The 17,205-nt window shown below is 57.7% G+C and carries 16 protein-coding genes and 1 pseudogene; 3 read left to right on the top strand and 14 right to left on the bottom strand.

Annotated features, from left to right (window positions below; all coding sequences use genetic code 11):
• Positions 1–85 precede the first annotated feature (85 nt).
• Complete coding sequence (gene ehuB, locus CU103_RS30520) at positions 86–907, bottom strand: ectoine/hydroxyectoine ABC transporter substrate-binding protein EhuB (protein WP_245449085.1); 822 nt, start codon at positions 905–907, stop codon at positions 86–88.
• A 495-nt stretch (positions 908–1,402) separates the two neighbouring features.
• The gene (locus CU103_RS30515; protein WP_170117163.1) at positions 1,403–1,615 is read right to left on the bottom strand and encodes a hypothetical protein; all 213 of its coding nucleotides are present in this window, start codon (positions 1,613–1,615) and stop codon (positions 1,403–1,405) included.
• Positions 1,616–1,656: 41 nt separating this feature from the next.
• Between CU103_RS30515 and CU103_RS30510 the strand changes: the two genes are divergently transcribed.
• On the top strand, positions 1,657–2,136 hold the full coding sequence (locus tag CU103_RS30510) for an aldehyde dehydrogenase family protein (protein ID WP_245449084.1): 480 nt from the start codon (positions 1,657–1,659) through the stop codon (positions 2,134–2,136).
• Between the two features lie 725 nt (positions 2,137–2,861).
• Here CU103_RS30510 and CU103_RS30500 read toward each other — a convergent pair.
• From CU103_RS30500 to ehuB (CU103_RS30455), 9 genes are all read right to left on the bottom strand, one after another.
• The gene (locus tag CU103_RS30500) at positions 2,862–3,701 is read right to left on the bottom strand and encodes an aldo/keto reductase (protein WP_106667771.1); all 840 of its coding nucleotides are present in this window, start codon (positions 3,699–3,701) and stop codon (positions 2,862–2,864) included.
• Positions 3,702–3,829: 128 nt separating this feature from the next.
• Positions 3,830–4,519, bottom strand: a complete 690-nt coding sequence (locus CU103_RS30495) for a 2-oxo acid dehydrogenase subunit E2 (protein WP_106667770.1) — start codon at positions 4,517–4,519, stop codon at positions 3,830–3,832.
• Positions 4,519–4,722 carry a biotin/lipoyl-containing protein gene (locus tag CU103_RS32960; protein ID WP_210203863.1) on the bottom strand — a complete coding sequence of 68 codons (204 nt, stop codon included), beginning with the start codon at positions 4,720–4,722 and terminating at the stop codon, positions 4,519–4,521. Before CU103_RS32960 ends, CU103_RS30495 begins: the two co-directional genes overlap by 1 nt.
• A 65-nt stretch (positions 4,723–4,787) precedes the next feature.
• A complete protein-coding gene (locus CU103_RS30485) occupies positions 4,788–5,789 on the bottom strand; it encodes an alpha-ketoacid dehydrogenase subunit beta (RefSeq protein ID WP_106667769.1) in 1,002 nt (333 codons plus the stop codon).
• Between the two features lie 5 nt (positions 5,790–5,794).
• Complete coding sequence (locus tag CU103_RS30480) at positions 5,795–6,736, bottom strand: thiamine pyrophosphate-dependent dehydrogenase E1 component subunit alpha (protein ID WP_245449087.1); 942 nt, start codon at positions 6,734–6,736, stop codon at positions 5,795–5,797.
• A gap of 875 nt (positions 6,737–7,611) precedes the next feature.
• A complete protein-coding gene (locus CU103_RS30470; RefSeq protein WP_106667767.1) occupies positions 7,612–9,060 on the bottom strand; it encodes an amidase in 1,449 nt (482 codons plus the stop codon).
• Between the two features lie 84 nt (positions 9,061–9,144).
• A complete protein-coding gene (locus CU103_RS30465) occupies positions 9,145–10,476 on the bottom strand; it encodes an NAD(P)/FAD-dependent oxidoreductase (protein WP_106667766.1) in 1,332 nt (443 codons plus the stop codon).
• Positions 10,477–10,478: 2 nt separating this feature from the next.
• Entirely contained in the window at positions 10,479–10,619 is a 141-nt protein-coding gene (locus tag CU103_RS30460; protein ID WP_210203862.1) for a hypothetical protein, read from the bottom strand.
• A gap of 121 nt (positions 10,620–10,740) precedes the next feature.
• Positions 10,741–11,682: an ectoine/hydroxyectoine ABC transporter substrate-binding protein EhuB gene (gene ehuB / locus CU103_RS30455; protein WP_106667775.1), complete on the bottom strand. Its 942-nt coding sequence runs from the start codon at positions 11,680–11,682 to the stop codon at positions 10,741–10,743.
• A 563-nt stretch (positions 11,683–12,245) separates the two neighbouring features.
• On the opposite strand from ehuB (CU103_RS30455), the gene CU103_RS32390 reads away from it, so the two are divergent.
• A complete protein-coding gene (locus CU103_RS32390) occupies positions 12,246–12,575 on the top strand; it encodes a Mu transposase domain-containing protein (RefSeq protein ID WP_425350683.1) in 330 nt (109 codons plus the stop codon).
• A 408-nt stretch (positions 12,576–12,983) separates the two neighbouring features.
• On the opposite strand, the gene CU103_RS32385 is transcribed toward CU103_RS32390, so the two are convergent.
• Positions 12,984–13,313, bottom strand: coding sequence for a CocE/NonD family hydrolase C-terminal non-catalytic domain-containing protein (locus CU103_RS32385; RefSeq protein WP_245449083.1), 330 nt, complete (start codon positions 13,311–13,313; stop codon positions 12,984–12,986).
• 30 nt (positions 13,314–13,343) lie between these two features.
• On the opposite strand from CU103_RS32385, the pseudogene CU103_RS30440 reads away from it, so the two are divergent.
• A pseudogene (locus tag CU103_RS30440) lies at positions 13,344–13,548 on the top strand (IS630 family transposase); the annotation flags it as partial.
• Positions 13,549–13,841: 293 nt separating this feature from the next.
• Here the strand turns inward: CU103_RS30440 and CU103_RS30435 are convergent.
• The gene (locus CU103_RS30435) at positions 13,842–15,527 is read right to left on the bottom strand and encodes a GMC family oxidoreductase (protein ID WP_106667765.1); all 1,686 of its coding nucleotides are present in this window, start codon (positions 15,525–15,527) and stop codon (positions 13,842–13,844) included.
• 889 nt (positions 15,528–16,416) lie between these two features.
• A complete protein-coding gene (locus CU103_RS30425) occupies positions 16,417–16,881 on the bottom strand; it encodes an Lrp/AsnC family transcriptional regulator (RefSeq protein ID WP_106667764.1) in 465 nt (154 codons plus the stop codon).
• Positions 16,882–17,205: the final 324 nt, after the last annotated feature.

Below are 17,205 nucleotides of genomic sequence, written 5' to 3'. Positions count from 1 at the left end.
CATTCATTGTTCTTTCTCCCCCGCGGGCGCTCCCCGGCCAAAGCCGGGAAGCGGGGCGGCGCATGGGTGGCAATTCGGGCCTGCCTCAGCCCTTGCAAGCCTCGGCGGTCGTGGTGCCGTCCGGCAGATCGCGTTTGCTGTAGCCATATTTGCTGACCGAGGCCATCATTTCGTCAGTGCCAAGATAGTCTTTAAACACGGCGTTGAAGGCGTCAACAGCAGCCTGCTCGTTCAGCGGGAAGGCGATGGCGGGATGTTCGTTGGGCCCCGGCGGGGTGTACGGGTCGGCCACCTCGATGTTGGGATCGTTTTCGGCAACAGTAGTCGCGTTCAGACTATAGAGATTGCCGGCGGCGGCGCGGCCGGCTTTCACAGCCTGTACAATCTCCGGCGGTCCGGCGAGTTGCATGATCTTGTCGTCGGCGATTCCGATTTTCTGCGCGGCCTCAATGGCGGTGCCGCCAGCGAGGGTGGCGAGGGTGAGCCCTTTGTCACGCACATCCTCAAAGGAATGCAGGTTTTCCGGGTTGCCCTTCGCCACGATTATCACGTCATTGCTCGAGGCGATCGGTTCGCTAAACAGCACGTTGCGGCAGCGTTCCGGGTTAATCCACATGCCGCCTGTGATAATGTCGAAACGACCAGCCTGCAGGCCCGGGACGAGCGAGCCCCAATCGGTTACGATCGCCTCGATTTTGGTCGTGCCCATCTTTTTCAGAACGTCCAGCGTCATCGCATTGACCAAGCCGAGCGGCTCGTTGTTCGCACCGGGATAGGCACTGGGAGGCTCGTTGGTGAAGCCGAGGCGGATCGTTTCCCCGTTCTTGATCTTCTCGAGTAGTGCCTGCGCCGAAGCCGAACCGGCAAATGAGGAGATTGTCATCGCCGCTATGCCGAGTGCCGCCATTCCCCTCAAGATTGCAGACTTGAAGCTGCGTTCGTCGTCTTTCCATTTGACCATTGGTTAGTCCTCCATTTTCGTTTCGCCGCCGGCCCCAAACCGTGAGACGATGTTCATATCGATTTGTTGACATGAATTATGATGCGGCGGTTCCCTTATGCGGGTCTCAGATCGCGCTTCGATACCCTTGCGACTCTCCATCTGAGCATTGCGGCTCAGTACCCACTTCATAAACATAGCAGCGCAACTGCGGTACTTTGTGCGTATCTCTCAATGTAACGCAGGAAATCCGCGTTTTTTTGATGCGTGCGCACATTTCCATCGATCCGCTATCCGATTAAACTGAACATGTTTAAGTCGCCGCTGCAAAGGCAGCTTTCGCCTTCTCGACCCGGGATCGTTCTTTGGCGCGCTTGATCGGGATAGTGTCGAACGCGGCGCCACGTCTGGCATGCTCTTGGGAAGCCGGCACGCAGCTCGACCGAGTTCGACCGATCCGAATTACGGGCGAGCAACGCCGGCCGATATGTAGTCGGCATTCAACATGTGCCAGATGATCATGGCGAGCTCGCGCGCGGCGGCACAGCCGCGATGTGTTTTTCGCGAAGCGCGGCGATCTGCTTGTAGAAGGGTGCCGGCCGAGCGAGCGATCTCGGAATTGATTGCGTTCGGCTCCAGCGTCGGGCCCTGCTGCACTACTTCGCCTGCATACATGCCGGCGACCCGATCGCACAGCTCGGCAACAGCGCCGAGATGTGGGAGTCTCGCAAAAGCAGAGACAGGGGGTTGAGCGGGCCTGCCAGACGGCACTCTCGCAGGGGGCACGGCTCGTGACCGGGGGAACTGCACTTTCCGAGCGGAACGGCTATTTCATGGCAGCGACGGTGTTTGCCGGTGTTGCACGAGATAGTGATCTTTTCCAGAAGGAAGTCTTCGGTCCTGTCCTCGCCGTCACCACGTTCGATGATCCCCTAGAGGCGGTCGATCTCGCGAACGACACCGATCAGGGCTTGGCAGCGGGTGTGTTCACCCGAGATCTAGATCGGGCTCTTTGGACCGCCGACCACCTTTGGGCTGGCCAAGTCTACGTCAATGGATGGTTCGTCGGTGGCGTAGAAACACCGTTCGGTGGCGTAAAGCAGTCCGGCTACGGGAGGGAAAAGGGTCAGGAAGCGCTGGACGGCTACGTTCAGACGAGAAATGTCGGTATTCGCATATCACAACCACCGATTTAAAGTGAGCAGCAGGCAGAGTGGCAACCATGAACACAACATGGCTCCGATTGGCCATCTGAGAGGCGCAGGAGACTTGTCCCTGTCGACCGTCTTGCGACGAATGCCTGTGTGCTTCCCATTGATTGGATCGCACAAACGCGCGGCTACAGCCGCTCTCCGAAGGGGAACAGCAAGGTGCTCGACCGCCAGCATTTCCGGACACGCATCTTTTCTCACGGCTGCGGTCGCAACTGCCGCAACCGCCATGTGCAGCTCAATCGTGAAGAGAAGGCTAAGCTCAATGCGTGTCGTCCTGTGACGTTGCGAGGAGATGCTGCGTATTTCGCAAAACAGGACTGTCATTCCGGGTTCATCCGCACTTTTGGTGCGGGTGATGGGATTCACGGATGAATCGAACAGGTGCATAAGGTTGGAATTGCAATCAACCTTGTGATTTGCCGATCCTTCATATTGTGAAAGCTTTGATTCCACCCGATGTTTCTGTTGTGCAAGTTTTGCCTTCGGCCGATAAAATCGTTCTGACTACCGAGCCCAAGAACAAAACATCATGTTGTCCACGCTGTGGTTGCATCTGCCGCGCCAGTGACGGCGCGCCAAACGCCAGCGCAGCTGCGACGAGATCGCTTAAAGGAACCGCTGTGGCATCGATGGCTTTTTCGCCAAGCTCAACCAAGTCGAGGCGGATCGCAACCCGCTACGACAAACTGGAACACCAATTCGCTACATTAATCACGTGTATCCCATTGCGGCGCGTGGTAGCCTTCGTTGACGTAGAAGCGCAGATTTTGCAACCGGAGCCGCGTGATCGCTGCCATCTCTTCAGCGGAAAGTTCGAAATCGAACACGTCGATGTTTTCCGCCAGCCACTCCTTGCGCTCAGCGCGCGGAATGGCGACCACGCCTTCCTGCTGCACGTGCCAGCGAAGCACGACCTGCACCGGGCTTTTGCTGTGCCGCTTGGCGGCCTCCCCGATCACCGCCTCCTCGAGTAGCGCTCCACCTCGGCCGAGCGGGCTATAGGCGACCATCCCCATGCCGACCGCGCGGCAGGCGGCATGAACTTTGGTCTGGTCGAGATAGGGATGATACTCGACCTGATTGGCCACAAGCGGGACATCCGATAGGCGTACAGCCTCCGCAAGTATATTGGTGGGAAAGTTCGACACGCCGATGTGCCGCGCCAAGCCAAAATTTCGAACCGCGTTCAGCGCCTTGATCGACCCCGCCAGCGGAATCTCCGGGTGTGGCCAGTGGATCAGCAGCAGGTCGACCGTGTCGAGGCCAAGCCGCTTCAGGCTCGCCTCGGCCGATCGCTCCAGGTCTCCCGGAGCGATATCGGTATACCAGACTTTGGTGGTGACGAAGACCTCGTCGCGCGGTACGCCAGAAAACCGCAGCCCCTCGCCTACCGCGCGCTCGTTGTCATAGGTCGATGCGGTATCGACATGGCGGTAGCCGAGCGAAAGTGCGTCTGCGACCAACTCCGAGCACACTTCGTCCTTAAGCGTCCAAGTCCCAAGGCCGATTACCGGGATTGCCGCGCCGTTCACCATGACATTATGCATAAGACCTCCTGATTGCTTCCCGCCGGGTATTCCTGTTATCGCTGTCGACGCGCCGCAACTTGCGCCGGTTCCCCGTCTATTCAACTATGCCTCCTGAACCCGAGCCGATACACTCGCGGAGTTCAAGCTCATGCCAATCGATTCGGATCGGAAATGACCTCCCGCAAGCCCTGCAAAAACTTGCTCGCTTCGGCTCCATCGACTGCGCGATGGTCCACTGACAGCGTGCAAGTCAGCATCGTTGCAACGCGCGTGTTGCCGAGGGGATCCGCCACGACTCGGGGCCTGGCGCCCCCTACGGCCAAAATGGCGCATTGTGGTGGGTTTATGATGGCGTCGAACTGCTCGATCCCATACCCGCCAAGATTAGATATGCTGAACGACCCGCCTGATATCTCACTGAGCTTGAGGGCGTTGCGACCAGCTCGCTCCGCGAAATCCTTTACTTCAGCGGATATCTCCATCACCGACTTGGCTTCGGCACGGCGTACCACTGGAGTTGCTAAACCACCCTCGACGGCGATTACTACCGAAATGTCTGCGTTGTGAAATCGGTGAATCGCGCTGCCCGTCATCTGGCAGTTAATGCCCGGATTGTTGACCAACGACACCGCAACTGCCTTAATGAGACAATCGTTTACCGATATTTTTTTTGTCGGATCAACTTCGTTGCTCGCTGCCCGCCAATGCAAGAGGGCATCAACTTCGATGTTAGCGACAAGCCGGAAGTGCGGGATCGTCTGCTTTGCCTGCGTCATCCTGGCGGCTATGGCTTTCCGCAATGGAGTCAGTGCTTCCTCGGTAAAGGAACTGGACATCAGCGTTCGATCGTTCCAATGACTGCGTTTATCTCCACGGTTTGGCCTTCTGCCGCTACGATCGTGGCCAGTGCGCCGCTTGCTGGCGACTCAACTTCCATCGTGGCCTTCGCTGTCTCGGCCTCTACGAGAACTTCTCCCTCGCTGACCTTGTCTCCAATAGCTTTTAACCAGCGGACTATAGTAGCTTCCTCGATACCCACCCCCTTGAGGGAAGAACAATGTCGGTTGTCATTTGTGCTTAGCCTTCTAGTAGTATCCTGGGACGTTAAAGCAGCCGTCGTACGGCAGCTATGATGTGCTCCTTGGTCGGGTAGAAGTTCTTCTCGAGAGCCGGACTGAAGGGCACGTGAATGTCGGGAGCACTCAGGCGCAGGACCGGTCTCTTCAACAGATCGAAAGCTTCTTCTACCATGACCGCTGCGATTTCACTTCCGACGTTACAGACGGCGTGCGCGTTTTCAACTATTACTAACCTTCCGGTCTTTGCGACCGAATTTTTGAACGCCTCGTGGTCGAGCGGTTTCAACGTACGTGGGTCAATCACCTCAACCGAAATGCCTTCCTCGGCAAGTGCGTCTACAGCTTCCATCGTCGGCCGAATGGCGCCGGCAATAGCGACGATTGTTACGTCTTTTCCCTCGCGCTTCACGTTCGCCTTGCCAATCGGAATTACGTACTCCGGATCTGTGGAGACATCGCCTTTGAGCGGCCACAGGCGGGTGTCTTCGAAGACGAGCACAGGATCGCCGTCGCGAATGGCGGACTTCATAAGCCCCTTGATGTCGGCCGGGCTGGTCGGACAGATGATCTTGAGACCCGGCACATTCATAAAGAACGGATAAGGCCGGTCGGCATGCTGCGCCGCCTTGGACCCAACTGAGAACATGCAGCAACGAAACACGATCGGAACGTCGATCTGGCCTCCAGTCATATATCGCAACTTTGAAGCCTGGTTGATGATCTGATCTGAGGCGAGATACATAAAGCTGGCGATTGAGAGGTCTACGATCGGTCGTAATCCATTGATGGCCGCGCCGATTCCCAAGCCGGTGAAACTGCCTTCTGAAATCGGCATGTTCCAGACCCGGTTTTTGCCGAACCGCTCAACAATTTTGTCGCCACCGTAGACAGAAATGTCTTCTCCCATCAGGAAGACGCGCTCATCACGATCCATCTCCTCGATCTGAGCCTGCGTGAGCGCTTCAAGATAGGTCATCTTGATATAGGCGCCGGCTGTTGCGGCAAATTCCTTAGCAGCACTTTGCATGTCGATTAGTTCCTCTCCAGCTTAGCCGCGAAGCTGTTATGGCCTGCAAGCGACGAATTGAACATGTGGTCAGGCAAGGTTTCCGGGCGAGGCATTGGGCTGGCTAGAGCAAACTGTACAGCCTGCCTGACGGCTTGAGCGGCTTCGTTCTCTATTGCTGTCAGACTATTTTCATTGACACCTTGTTCTAGTAGCACAGTGCGATAAAGCACGATCGGATCCCGATCGCGCTTATGAGCCTCGACTTCTTCAACCGATCGATAAGGCTGCCCTGGAACCACCATCCCGAAGTTGTGCTCATCGAAACGATAGGTGTTGGCGACGATGAGAGTAGGCCCATCGCCCGCCCGCGCTCGCGTCACGGCCTGTGCCGCAGCCTCATAGACGGCGTTCACGTCCTGCCCATCAACCGTCACCCCCGGCATGCCATAGCCAGCGGCTCGTAGCGCGATGTCCGGCTGCCCGTGGCTTTGAGCCAGCGATGTGGTGATTGCATAGCCGTTGTTCTCGCAAAGATAGATGACCGGAAGTTTCCACACTGAGGCCATGTTGAGACTCTCGTGGAAGGTGCCCTGGTTCACGGCTCCATCGCCGAAAAAGCAAAGTGTAACCTGGTCTACGCTTCTAACCTTGGCGCTGAACGCGCAGCCTGTGGCCAGAGGAATGCCCCCTCCAACAATGGCAGATTCGCTGATGATCCCGACCGAGCGGTCTGCAAGGTGCATCGAACCGCCCCGCCCTTTGCAAATGCCGCCCTCTTTTCCCATCAGCTCGGCCATGAGCGCGTCCAGATGCGCGCCCTTACCGATCGGGTGCCCGTGTGAACGATGCGTTCCGGTCATGGCGTCATCGTCCTGAAGAGCCAGACATGCCCCTACGATGGCGGCTTCCTGACCAACGCTCGCGTGGAAAGAACCGGGGATCTTACCACCTTTGAACTGGCGCATACCCTCTTCTTCGAAGCGGCGGATGCGAAGCATTCGCCGATAAGCCTCTAATCTCTGATTACCGCTCAACTGCATGATTCCAACGTTCCTCCAAAAATCAAAAAAGCACAGCTTGCAAGGTGGGCAGCAGCAGCAGCGGGTGCTACCACGCCCTGGAAGTCTCGTCCGGTTTGCGAGACCCTGGCCAGATCGAGCTACGAAATTGCGTAGCGGAGATGGTTACATTCCTCGCGCCGATGAGGCCACGCCTTACCATGCGACCTACGTTTACCGCCTTACTCTGCTCTGCATCTAAACAGTGAGATAGCCGCCATCAATTGGCAGGGTTACCCCATTGATGAAGCTCGTCGACAGCGCCATGGAACAACACGCACTTCTTCAACGACAAATTCGACAAGCTTCTCATCGAGGCGCGGCGAATTCGACCAGAGCAAGCGCAAGGATCTGTATCGTGGCCATCATCCGGGGGGCGTGATCGTGCCGATGTTCAGGCAGTACATCGACGCGACAGGGCCGGGCGCCAAGGGGTTCGTGAAGAATCCTTTGACGGTTTGAGTAACGCCTCCGCATTGACGCAATGCTGGCCACAACAAGGCCGTTGGGGGCGTCCCACATCATCAAAGCCCCTGCGCCAGCGTCTTTTCGCTTCTGTTGAGAGCGGCAGCTCGATCCGTTCGTAGTCACGGAGCACGCTCCAAGTGCCGGCTTCGTTCGATAGCTTGGAGCAGGGTCCGGTCGAAGATGCTAATCGAGCAACGCGCCAGATGCTGCCACCACTCCATTTGTGAATCGAACACTTTGGCCGGATGCGCCAGCTGGGCGACCGCCAAAACCCACAGCCCAGAAAACCATCCTCGTCGCCTAACAGAAACCTGTTAGAGGTAATTGTCGCTACCCGCTCGAACCTGTGCTTTCCGCTGCCTCCACGGTCTAGCCTCCTCCAGATCGCGAACGACACGAACCAGTGTGGCCTCGTCGCCAAAACGGGCGACGATCTGAATTCCGATCGGCAGGCCGCTGGCGCTTTGTGCCAAGGGCAAGGAGACTGCAGGCTGCCCGGTGACATTGAATACGCCCGTGTATTGAAAAAGCGCGGCATCCGCTTTAAAGAATTCTTCTGCGGAAACCGTTGGGTTGGTTGCGCAATAGATGCCGCCATGCGGTAAGGCAAGGGTTGGCATCGTGGCGGTGAGCAGTATGTCAAAGGCATGGATCGCCTCGCCCACACGGAAACGCATTCTCCGGAGGATCTCAAGTTGGTCCCCTGCTGCATGGAATGCGTTTAAGTTCCGGCCATACTCATAAAGCTTAAGATTGATCGGCTCTAAGGTGTCCGCGTTGATAGTGCGTCCCGTAGCCTGCGCCGCATCTTCAAGTGACCTCGCGCTAAGAACCGTGGAGGCGCGAAATAGTGCACTGTACTCGGCGGACTCATATGGCGGCTCGATATCCGTGACCTTATGCCCCATTTCCTCAAGAAGCACGGCCGTCGACTCGACAGCCTGCAGGACTTCCGGATCGAGATTGAGTGCGCCCCATTTGGTCCTCGCGACCCCGACCCTCAGAGTGCCGGTGGGCTTTGAGAGTTCCTCCACATAAGGACGGTCCGGCTGGACGATAATGAACGGATCGCCAGGATGGGGACCGGAAAAGACGTCCAGCGCGGCGGTCATGTCGCGCACAGTGCGGCAAAGAACAAAATTTTTGCTCATGCCAAACGAGGCGTCCTGGCTGTTTGGACCGCCGGAAACTCGCGCGCGGGACGGCTTCAGCCCGACAAGGCCACACCAGGACGCCGGGTTGCGAATTGACCCGCCACCGTCACTGGCATGTGCAATTGGCGTGATCCCGGCGGCCACCGCCGCGGCAGCCCCCCCGGATGAGCCCCCTGCGGAGCGTTCCAAATTCCACGGATTGCCGGTAACGCCATTGAGAATGGACTCGCTCATTCCGGTTTTCGCAATTTCCGATGTCGTTGTTCTTCCTATAGTCCGAAGCCCGGCCTCCCAGGCGCGACGAAAAAAATAGCTGTCGGTGTCGGAGCGGCAACCTTTGAACAGGCGGCTTCCTCGTTCTTGTAGGCGGCCAGCCTCGCTGGCTCCGATATCCTTGCGAAGGAATGGCACGCCATTGAAGGGTCCAGTATCCGCACCGGCAACCGCCTCGGCATCTTCGTAAAATTCGATCACAGCGTTGACGAGCGGATTGACCTCGTCGTAGGCCTCGCGGGCCAAGTGCGTCAGTTCCATAGAGGTGACTTCGCCGGCATTTACAAGAGAGGCCAAACCAGTGGCATCATACTCTACGTATTCACTCAGCCTCATTGCTGCCGTCCTTTTCTCGCACTAGTATTCCAAGTAAATGTAGTAGCGTTCCACTTTGCTGCGCCCGCCCTCTTGTTGGGGCGATTAGAATCCACTGACCGGCGCGACCTTCGTTCCGTCTGAAAACCGCGACCATCTGAAGTTCGTCGGATCGACGATCGGTGAGCGCCCGGTGACGATGTCTGCCATGAGCTTGCCTGCTGCTGGTCCGAGGCCGAAGCCATGGCCCGAGAACCCGGTCGCGACATAAAAGCCGGGAATGGCATCGACCGCTGAAATGACGGGGAGGGCGTCGGGCGTGACATCAATATAACCGGCCCAGCGCTGCGCGATCATCGCCTTGTCCAGAACCGGAAATGCCTTCCGGGCATCCAAAAGGGCGCACTGCGAGATTTTATTCGAAGGCTTGGGGTCGAGAACACGGCAGTATTCGAAGGGGCTGGCCTCATCCATTGCCCAACGGCTCGGCATTCTTGCCTCCTCGACGAAACGACTTCCCAAACGGAAACTCAGCGATCGCCACTCTGTTTTCCAAGCTGGGAGAAAGTCGAGCGCATACCGAAAAGAGCTCGGCACGATATCTACGGCACTGTTGTTGGTGGAAGCGATGGTATATCCGCCATCCTGGCGCTTGCGTATGGAGAAATTCTTCCCCCACACGGCCTGTTCCGGTCCGTTCTCGACCGGCGTCGTACGAAAGACCGTGTTCATTGCCTTCAACTGCGGAAGATCGAGACTAAGCGTTCCGCAAAACAGGTTTGACCAAGCCCCTCCGGCGAGGACAACCGCATTGCAGGCAATAAAGCCCCGTTCGGTGACAACGCCGGACACAGCGCCGTTTGTCGTCTCCACACCGCGCACTGCGCACTCCGTTAGAATGGAGGCCCCGCGCTCGCGCGCGGCTTCGGCAATCGCTGGGGCAGCCTTCTGCGGCTCGGCACGACCATCAGCAGGTGTGTACAGCGCTCCTTTGGCATCGAGATTGGAGCCGGGAAGGAGGTCGCGCAATTGCGTCGCACCGATCATTTGCGATTCGAGCTGATATCCTTCTAGATGACGTCGCCAGCTCTTATATTGTTCATATTGCTTGTCATTCGCACAAGTGAATATAATTCCTGCGCGCGCGTAGCCAGTATCGCGGCCCGTTCGTGCTGAGAGACTCGTCCAGAGGCGCAGTGCTTCCGCCATCAGCGGGATCTCGCGCGGATCCCGACGAGAGATGCGTACCCAGCCCCAATTGCGGCTGGACTGCTCTTGGCCGATCCCGCCCTTTTCACACAAAGCCACCCGCAAACCGCTTTCAGCAAGTTCCAGCGCGGTCGAGACGCCGACGATGCCGCCGCCGATGACGATGCAGTCCACCTCCTTTGGCAATTCAATGTCTCCATGAACGGGTACGACGAACGGTCCGGGCATGCTCAGTAGAACTCCTCGAGCTGGCAATTGATGGAAAATTCCGCGACGCTTGCATGTATGAGTAGCTCGACCAGCATCCCGACGGTCCGTGCGAGATCATCCGGATCAAGCGCATCGGCGCGATCGGCGATGCTGCGTACCATATCGGGAGCGACGGAACCGGGGCATACGGCCGTGGTTGGAACTCCAAAATCCTACCCCGCTCCGGTTCCTGGGCAGGGCCAGGAACCGGTCAGGCGCATGGGTGGCAATTCGGGCCTGGCATCAGCGCTTGCAAGCCTCGGCGGTCGTGTTGCCGTCCGGCAACATCGCTTTAGTGTAGCCGTATTTGCCGACCGCCTTCATCATCTCGTCCGAGCCGAGATAGTCTTTCAACACGGCGTTGAAGGCGTCGACCGCAGCCTGCTCCTTGAGCGAGAAGGCGATGGCAGGATAGTTGGAGGGCGTGGGCGGGGTGTACGGGTCGGCGACTTCAATGCTAGGGTCCTTCGCGGACAGGGCGTTCGCTGTCAAGTTGAAGAGGGCGCCGGCGGCGGCGCGGCCGGCTTTCACAGCCTGTACAATCTCCGCCGGTCCGGCGACCTGCATGATCTTGTCATCGGCGATGCCGATTTTCTGCGCGCCCTTGACCGCGGTGTCGCCAGCGCCAGCGGCGAGGGTGAGCCCCTTGTCACGCACATCCTCGTAGGAGTGCAGGTTTTTCGGGTTGCCCTTCGGCACGATCATCGCGCCATTGGACGTGGCGATCGGTTCGCTGAACAGCACGTTTCGGCAGCGCTCCGGGTTGATCCACATGCCGCCCGTGACAATGTCAAAGCGACCGGCCTGCAGGCCGGGGATGAGTGCTCCCCACTCGGTGACGACCGGCTCGATTTTGGTCGTACCCATCTTCTTCAGAATGTCCAGCGTCATCGCATTGACCAAGCCGAGCGGCTCGTTGTTCTCACCGGGATAGGCGCTGGGAGGCTCGTTGGTGAAGCCGAGGCGGATCGTTTCTCCGCTCTTGATCTTCTCGAGTAGCGACTGCGCCGACGCCGAACCGGCAAACGAGGCGAACGCCATCGCCGTAATGCCGAGTGCCGCTATTCCCCTCAGGATTGCACGTCTCGGGGGATTATTCCTGCTTTCGCCGTGTTTCCGCTCTTCCACCTCGTGATTCCTTCCGTTCTTGTTTTGCCGCTGGTCGCCAAAGCCTGAGACGACCATTATATCCATTTATTGGATGATTATTATCCGGCAGTTCCCATCGTTATGCGGGCTTTCGGAGCGCGCCTCGGTAGGCCTCGGACGATCCAACAAGCCCGCCCTTCATACCGGGTTGCTCCGTGCCCGTTTCATGAACATAGCAGCACAACGGCGGTTCCTCCTGCATATTTCACTTTAAGGTGCAGGAAATCGTCGTTTTTTTGGACTCACGCGCATATTTCCATCGATCCGCTAATCGATGCACAAGAACATGTTGGTTTGCTCAATCCGATTTTGCTTGCAAGTTTGGGCTGCTCCCTGAAAGGCCCTCGATTGGAACTGGACCGTCCGGAAGGAAAGCTAGATGAAGAAGAGTCGTTCGGCCGGGAACACATCATTGGTGTGCCCGCTCCTGGTGAAATGCGTGGAACGCAAAAACCGCTGGCGCAAAGGGATCCAGTGCCTTCGTCAACCAGCACCGCAAGGCTGTTAATGCCAGCCCTGCAGTCAATCGTAAGCGGCAAGCTGAGGCCATTCAGGCAGCGTAATTCCACTCCGTTCGATCCTGAAGCTGGAGCGCCGGGATCTCTCGAGAGGGCATGGTCAGTGTGGGCGGCAATACCTACAGCGTCCCTGATGCCACCCGAAGTAGACTGGTTGAAGTCCACTCTCTCGCAGACGAAGTTCGCATCTTCGAGAATGGTCCACTAATAGCCGTCCATCCCGTCCTGGAGGGCCGCAAGCAACGACGCGTGCATCCGGATCACCGCCGCAGCGGGACAGTCCGCCGTTTGCATCCAGCCGCAATTGACGACGGGGGCACCCTCCAAGGAGCCGGAGACAGAGTTCTTCAACGATCTCTGGCTTTTTACGATGCCGCCGGCAAAGAAATGGCACAGGAGAACCGCCCATGAGCGCCTCCCTCGACGCCATACTATCGATGATCGATCGCATCCGTCACGATCCCGCGTTCATGTAGAAGACGGCATCGGCGTCAGGATGCGCCAGAAAATAGTTCGACAAGCATAGCAAAGCTTTGAGAAACACCCGTACCAATTGCTATGACTTTCGTCTGGGCACCGGCTTCGCAAGCGTGTCGGTGAATCCCTTAGGCGGCATCGCCGGCACCGACCGTGAGATCATTGCAGCAAACCCGCACAACCACTTCTGGAAATGGCCTTTCATAGCTATTGTGATGGTGGCTTTAACGCGCATTCACGGACCCTTCCCTATTTCTCGTCGCTATTTTGCCAACGCGCGCCAGGGAGATCGTGTTGATTTGCCGGCGCATTCTCAGAAATTCCAGCGCAGTTTCCATGAACTTATTGGATCAGCAGTAGTCCTCCGGGGACAAAGCTCGTTTCCTTGCGGCAAGGCTGGCCTCGTAACGTGCCGCATCCCGGTGCTGGCGCTTTGGCAACGGCGCCGGGAAGAATCGGGAGAAGAATCGTCGAGGGGTACTTCTCTGAGTAGAAGACTCTATTAACGGAAATCGCGCCAGCCGGAAGGCCCCTGTTAGCGCTCGGAGCGGCAATGGTCAGCTCGAGACTATGTCCTTTCCGCACCACATGCGCGATCGGCCCGATCAAAGACCTCCATATTTCATAAATCTTTCCCGGTTCGAGTTTCTCGCTCTGACGGAAAGTAGGCACGACCTCGTCAGCGTGGGATTGCACTTCGTCAACCTGCCCGCCCACAAGGCCGCAGGCGCGAGTCCCGACTTCAATCCGATTGAGAACGCCTTCGCCAAACTCAAGGCGCTGCTGCGAGCAAAGGCCGAGAGAACCATCAAGGCTCTGTGGGAACGCGGTCGGCGCGGTCGTCGACCTCTTCACCCCAGCCGAATGTGCCAACTACTTCAAAGCCGCAGGATATGAACCGGATTAAACAGAACGTGCTCTAGGACCAATTGGGGTAAGTCGTCGCGGCATGGCCAGTAGAGGTGGCACCACGCCCGGCATGGCTCCCGAGAACAGCGAGCTGGGGCGATCTGCGATCTGCTCGTACACGCCCCAGCGCCCATACCGTTTCGACACCGCGCCGGGCGAGCATCGGCGGATCGCTCAGGGGTCGAACGTCGCCCATTGCGCGCTAATGCTTGCCGTCATAGTGACGTCGGCGGTCGGGTCCGGATTCAGTGACCTCGAGCCCAATCGCAAGACCGGCAGGGTCTGCCCTACTTAGCTTTGTCTGTCTTCTCTCAAGACCGTGTCGGCCAATTTCTCAGCCACCATAATTGTTGGAATGTTTGTGTTCGCCCGGGGGCAAAACGGCATGACCGAAGCGTCGGCGACCCTCAAACCTGAAATACCAAGAACGCGCCCCGACGGATCGGTCACAGCGCCAGGATCCACGGCCGCCCCCATCTTGCAAGTCGACGTCGGATGCCAACTTGGGATAACGTTCTGGCGAATATACCGATCCAAATGTTCCTCGTCATTGATGAGATCGGAAAGGCCATGACCCTCCGTTATGACGCGCCTAATAAGCCCACGGCGCAGCCGCGGAGACCTGTCCATGAGGAGCGCCAGAACTGAGGTGAGCACATAGTTTGTACGATTGACCTTGCTCACCCGCTTCGCTCGCGCGTTCAAAGCGGACGGAAACGGATCCAGCGCCACAGAGGACAGCGAATCTTGCTGTAGCAGGCGGGCTATGAAACGGAAGCCCTGCTTCAGGCGCTCCGCGTCCCGCTTGTCGCTCAACCAGTTGAAATCGACCTCCGGCTCTATTCTGTGCGAACGGTCCGTGAGTACGACGGTTCCCGTCGAGTAACTGCGATTGACCCACAAGGCGAGAGTGCCGAGGCGCTTCCCGAGTGGGTGCCAAGATGATTTGGCAACAGTCGATATTGCCATATCCGTCGAGGGGCAGCCATCGTAACCCGACGAGTAGCGGGCGTGCATCTGAATATATTCGCTCACATTGGGTGACAAGCGATCGGCCGGCTTCAAATAGGCCGAAACGCAGATCGTCGGGTGTTCCTGAAGGTTCTGGCCCACACCTCTCAAATCTGCAACAACCGGAATACCGAGTTGTACCAATTGCTTCGCGGGTCCGATCCCGGAGCGCATCAATATGGCGGGTGAATGGAGGGCTCCGGCGCACAGGATCACGCAAGGAGCGCTATACGATTGCAAGCCGGATTTGTTCTCGGTCTCGACCCCCGTTATCGTGGTTCCCGAAAAGATCAGCCGCACGACTGTCGTTTCCGGCAGAATTGTCAAATTGGGGCGAGAGCGAACGCTTTCACGTAGGTAGGCCATCGCGGAGGAGACCCGATGACCGTTGCGGTTGGTCAAGGGAACGACGGAGTAGCCATCACCGAACGCACCATTGAAGTCTGGCCTGAAATGAAGTCCCAGCGCATCGTACGCTTCGGAGATTGCCCGGATGAAGCCCGACCAGTCTGATTGGCGCACACGTTTGATTGGCAAGGGGCCGTCCTTGCCATGAAATTCGCCGCCGAAATCCAAATCGCATTCGAGACGACGGAAGTAGGGCAGCACGTCTTCCCAACCCCAGCCCGTTGCACCGCTTGAGGCCCACTCATCGTAGTCTCCGGGCCCGCCGCGGTTGGCGACTTGGGCATTGATGCTAGAGCCGCCGCCCATGACCCGGGCCTGCTCGTAATGAATAGGCTTGCGGCCATCTCGCACCGTCGTCGCGTGGAGCGACTGCCATCGATAATCATGATTAAGGTAAGCACGCGTTGGATCGCCATCCTGAATGTCGTCAGGAACGGCATTCGGCGGCGTATCTGGACCGGCCTCGATGAGTAGCACGTGACCTCCATCGGCGGATAGCCTGTTCGCCATCACGCATCCAGAGGAACCGCCACCCACGACGATATAATCGAAAACCAACGTCAACCTCCCATAAACCGCCAACCGGCAGAATTCGATAGCCGCCGACCGACCCCGGGCTAGCTGCATCGGGTTATGCTTTCAGCAAATTTAGACTACCCCGTTCCATCCGGGCGCCCTCGATACGCTGACCAAGTGTGATCGGAAATCTATCTGTCTATTTGGGCCGCTTTGCGCCAATTAAACCTCTGCCGGTGCAGAAAATCCGCATATTGCCGCTATCTTTGCATATTTCTGCCCTCATAGCGCCGGCGCTCTTCAATCTGGAATGCCACGTGATCCAGATGGTGCAATTGAGGACAGCCGCGCTGCGAGGGAATCGCGACACTCTCCATGTTCGACAACCTTCGAAGAACTACCGCCCTGCCGGTATTTAGTCCTCCCGGTAACGCGTCCGAGTTGATGGATATCGCCGCCACTCTGTTGCTGCGTCACAGCGGCAACTCTGGTACAAGAAGTCCGGCACCATGTCGTGGCAGGAAAGGGCAATTGCCACGTCCAATGCCTGCGCCGCCGTCAGTCACCACGGCCTTCGACGCGATCGCGATGGGCAACTGGGCGGGTTGTTGGTTCAGTTGCGCACACCGAAAATTAATGGGAACCGGACCGTCCTTGAATGGATCATGGCCCGCGAGCAATAGCGCGAACACCAAGTTTGCGGAACTCTTGTCAATGCTGCCTGCAACCACGACGATGGTCCTAAGTTGCCGCTCTCCAAGGGCGCTAAGGGCGACCAACATGGCTGCAAGCGAACCTTTTGTGTGCAACTACCTCGGCCATACGTAGCGCTTCTTGAGAACGGTGGGGATGGCCTTCCAGTATCCTTCCGGCGGAGGCGCTTTGGCAGATAGCAAAGCACTAGAGCTGGAATGCCGCAAGATATGTCTTTTTAGACGTCGATTGGTATGGCCAAGCTCACCTTGGTGCGATCCATCACGATCATTGTGCTATAGTTCCTGACAACGGGGCTATCGAAGAAAAACCGCTGGGAAAATGCGTCATACTCCGCCAAGTCACGCACTGAGATTATGAGAACGAAATCCGCATTGCCCGTCACAGCATATGCGCTCATAACTTCCGGTGCCCGCTGTATCGTCTGCTTGAAGCGATCGATGACATCGGAGCGATAGCGCTCAATATCGACCAAGACCAGCATCATCAGTGGCCGACCTACGGCTTCAGGCGACACAACCGCGACATCTGCTTGAATCACCCCGGAATCTCGAAGGTGCTTCAGTCGCCGCTGACAAGCGGTGGGCGAGAGACCGGCCAATTGACCCAATTGTTCGGTTGTCAGGCGATTGTTGCACTGGACGGCGCTCAAAATTTTCAGGTCGATTCGATCCAAATCCAAGCTCGATTCTCCGCAGTAAACCAGGTATGCGCAGGAAAACTGCGCTACGCGCTCCATTCTAGCCGCAATTCGGCGGCGACGGAAGCCTAAAAATGAACGGGCTAACAAAGGCGTGGGACATGAGAGCCAATCGGGTCGCGGTCGGCCGCGGACAAGGCCTGCGTTCGGCGGGCCTCGGCCAACTCAGTTCTGCCCCCGGAAGAAGATGCTGCCGCTCACAGCCTTCTGCAAGTCATTTTGCCGATGTCTCTCCGGCGCGATGACATCCGGCAGAGTCACATCGCGGCAAAGGTTACCGGCTTCGCGGCTAACGCCGGGTCGAAA

The sequence above is a fragment of the Phyllobacterium sophorae genome (genome assembly GCF_003010965.1).
Classification (GTDB): domain Bacteria; phylum Pseudomonadota; class Alphaproteobacteria; order Rhizobiales; family Rhizobiaceae; genus Phyllobacterium; species Phyllobacterium sophorae.
This window is presented reverse-complemented; position numbering and strand designations above follow the sequence as displayed.

Coding starts and splice junctions, on each gene's coding strand:
- CU103_RS30460 (WP_210203862.1), bottom strand. CDS start 10,619: ATGGTACGCAGCATCGCCGATCGCGCCGATGCGCTTGATCCGGATGAT.
- CU103_RS30480 (WP_245449087.1), bottom strand. CDS start 6,736: ATGCGCCAGTTCAAAGGTGGTAAGATCCCCGGTTCTTTCCACGCGAGC.
- CU103_RS30470 (WP_106667767.1), bottom strand. CDS start 9,060: ATGAGGCTGAGTGAATACGTAGAGTATGATGCCACTGGTTTGGCCTCT.
- ehuB (WP_245449085.1), bottom strand. CDS start 907: ATGGCGGCACTCGGCATAGCGGCGATGACAATCTCCTCATTTGCCGGT.
- CU103_RS30500 (WP_106667771.1), bottom strand. CDS start 3,701: ATGCATAATGTCATGGTGAACGGCGCGGCAATCCCGGTAATCGGCCTT.
- CU103_RS30515 (WP_170117163.1), bottom strand. CDS start 1,615: ATGTATGCAGGCGAAGTAGTGCAGCAGGGCCCGACGCTGGAGCCGAAC.
- ehuB (WP_106667775.1), bottom strand. CDS start 11,682: ATGGTCGTCTCAGGCTTTGGCGACCAGCGGCAAAACAAGAACGGAAGG.
- CU103_RS30465 (WP_106667766.1), bottom strand. CDS start 10,476: ATGCCCGGACCGTTCGTCGTACCCGTTCATGGAGACATTGAATTGCCA.
- CU103_RS30495 (WP_106667770.1), bottom strand. CDS start 4,519: ATGTCCAGTTCCTTTACCGAGGAAGCACTGACTCCATTGCGGAAAGCC.
- CU103_RS30485 (WP_106667769.1), bottom strand. CDS start 5,789: ATGCAAAGTGCTGCTAAGGAATTTGCCGCAACAGCCGGCGCCTATATC.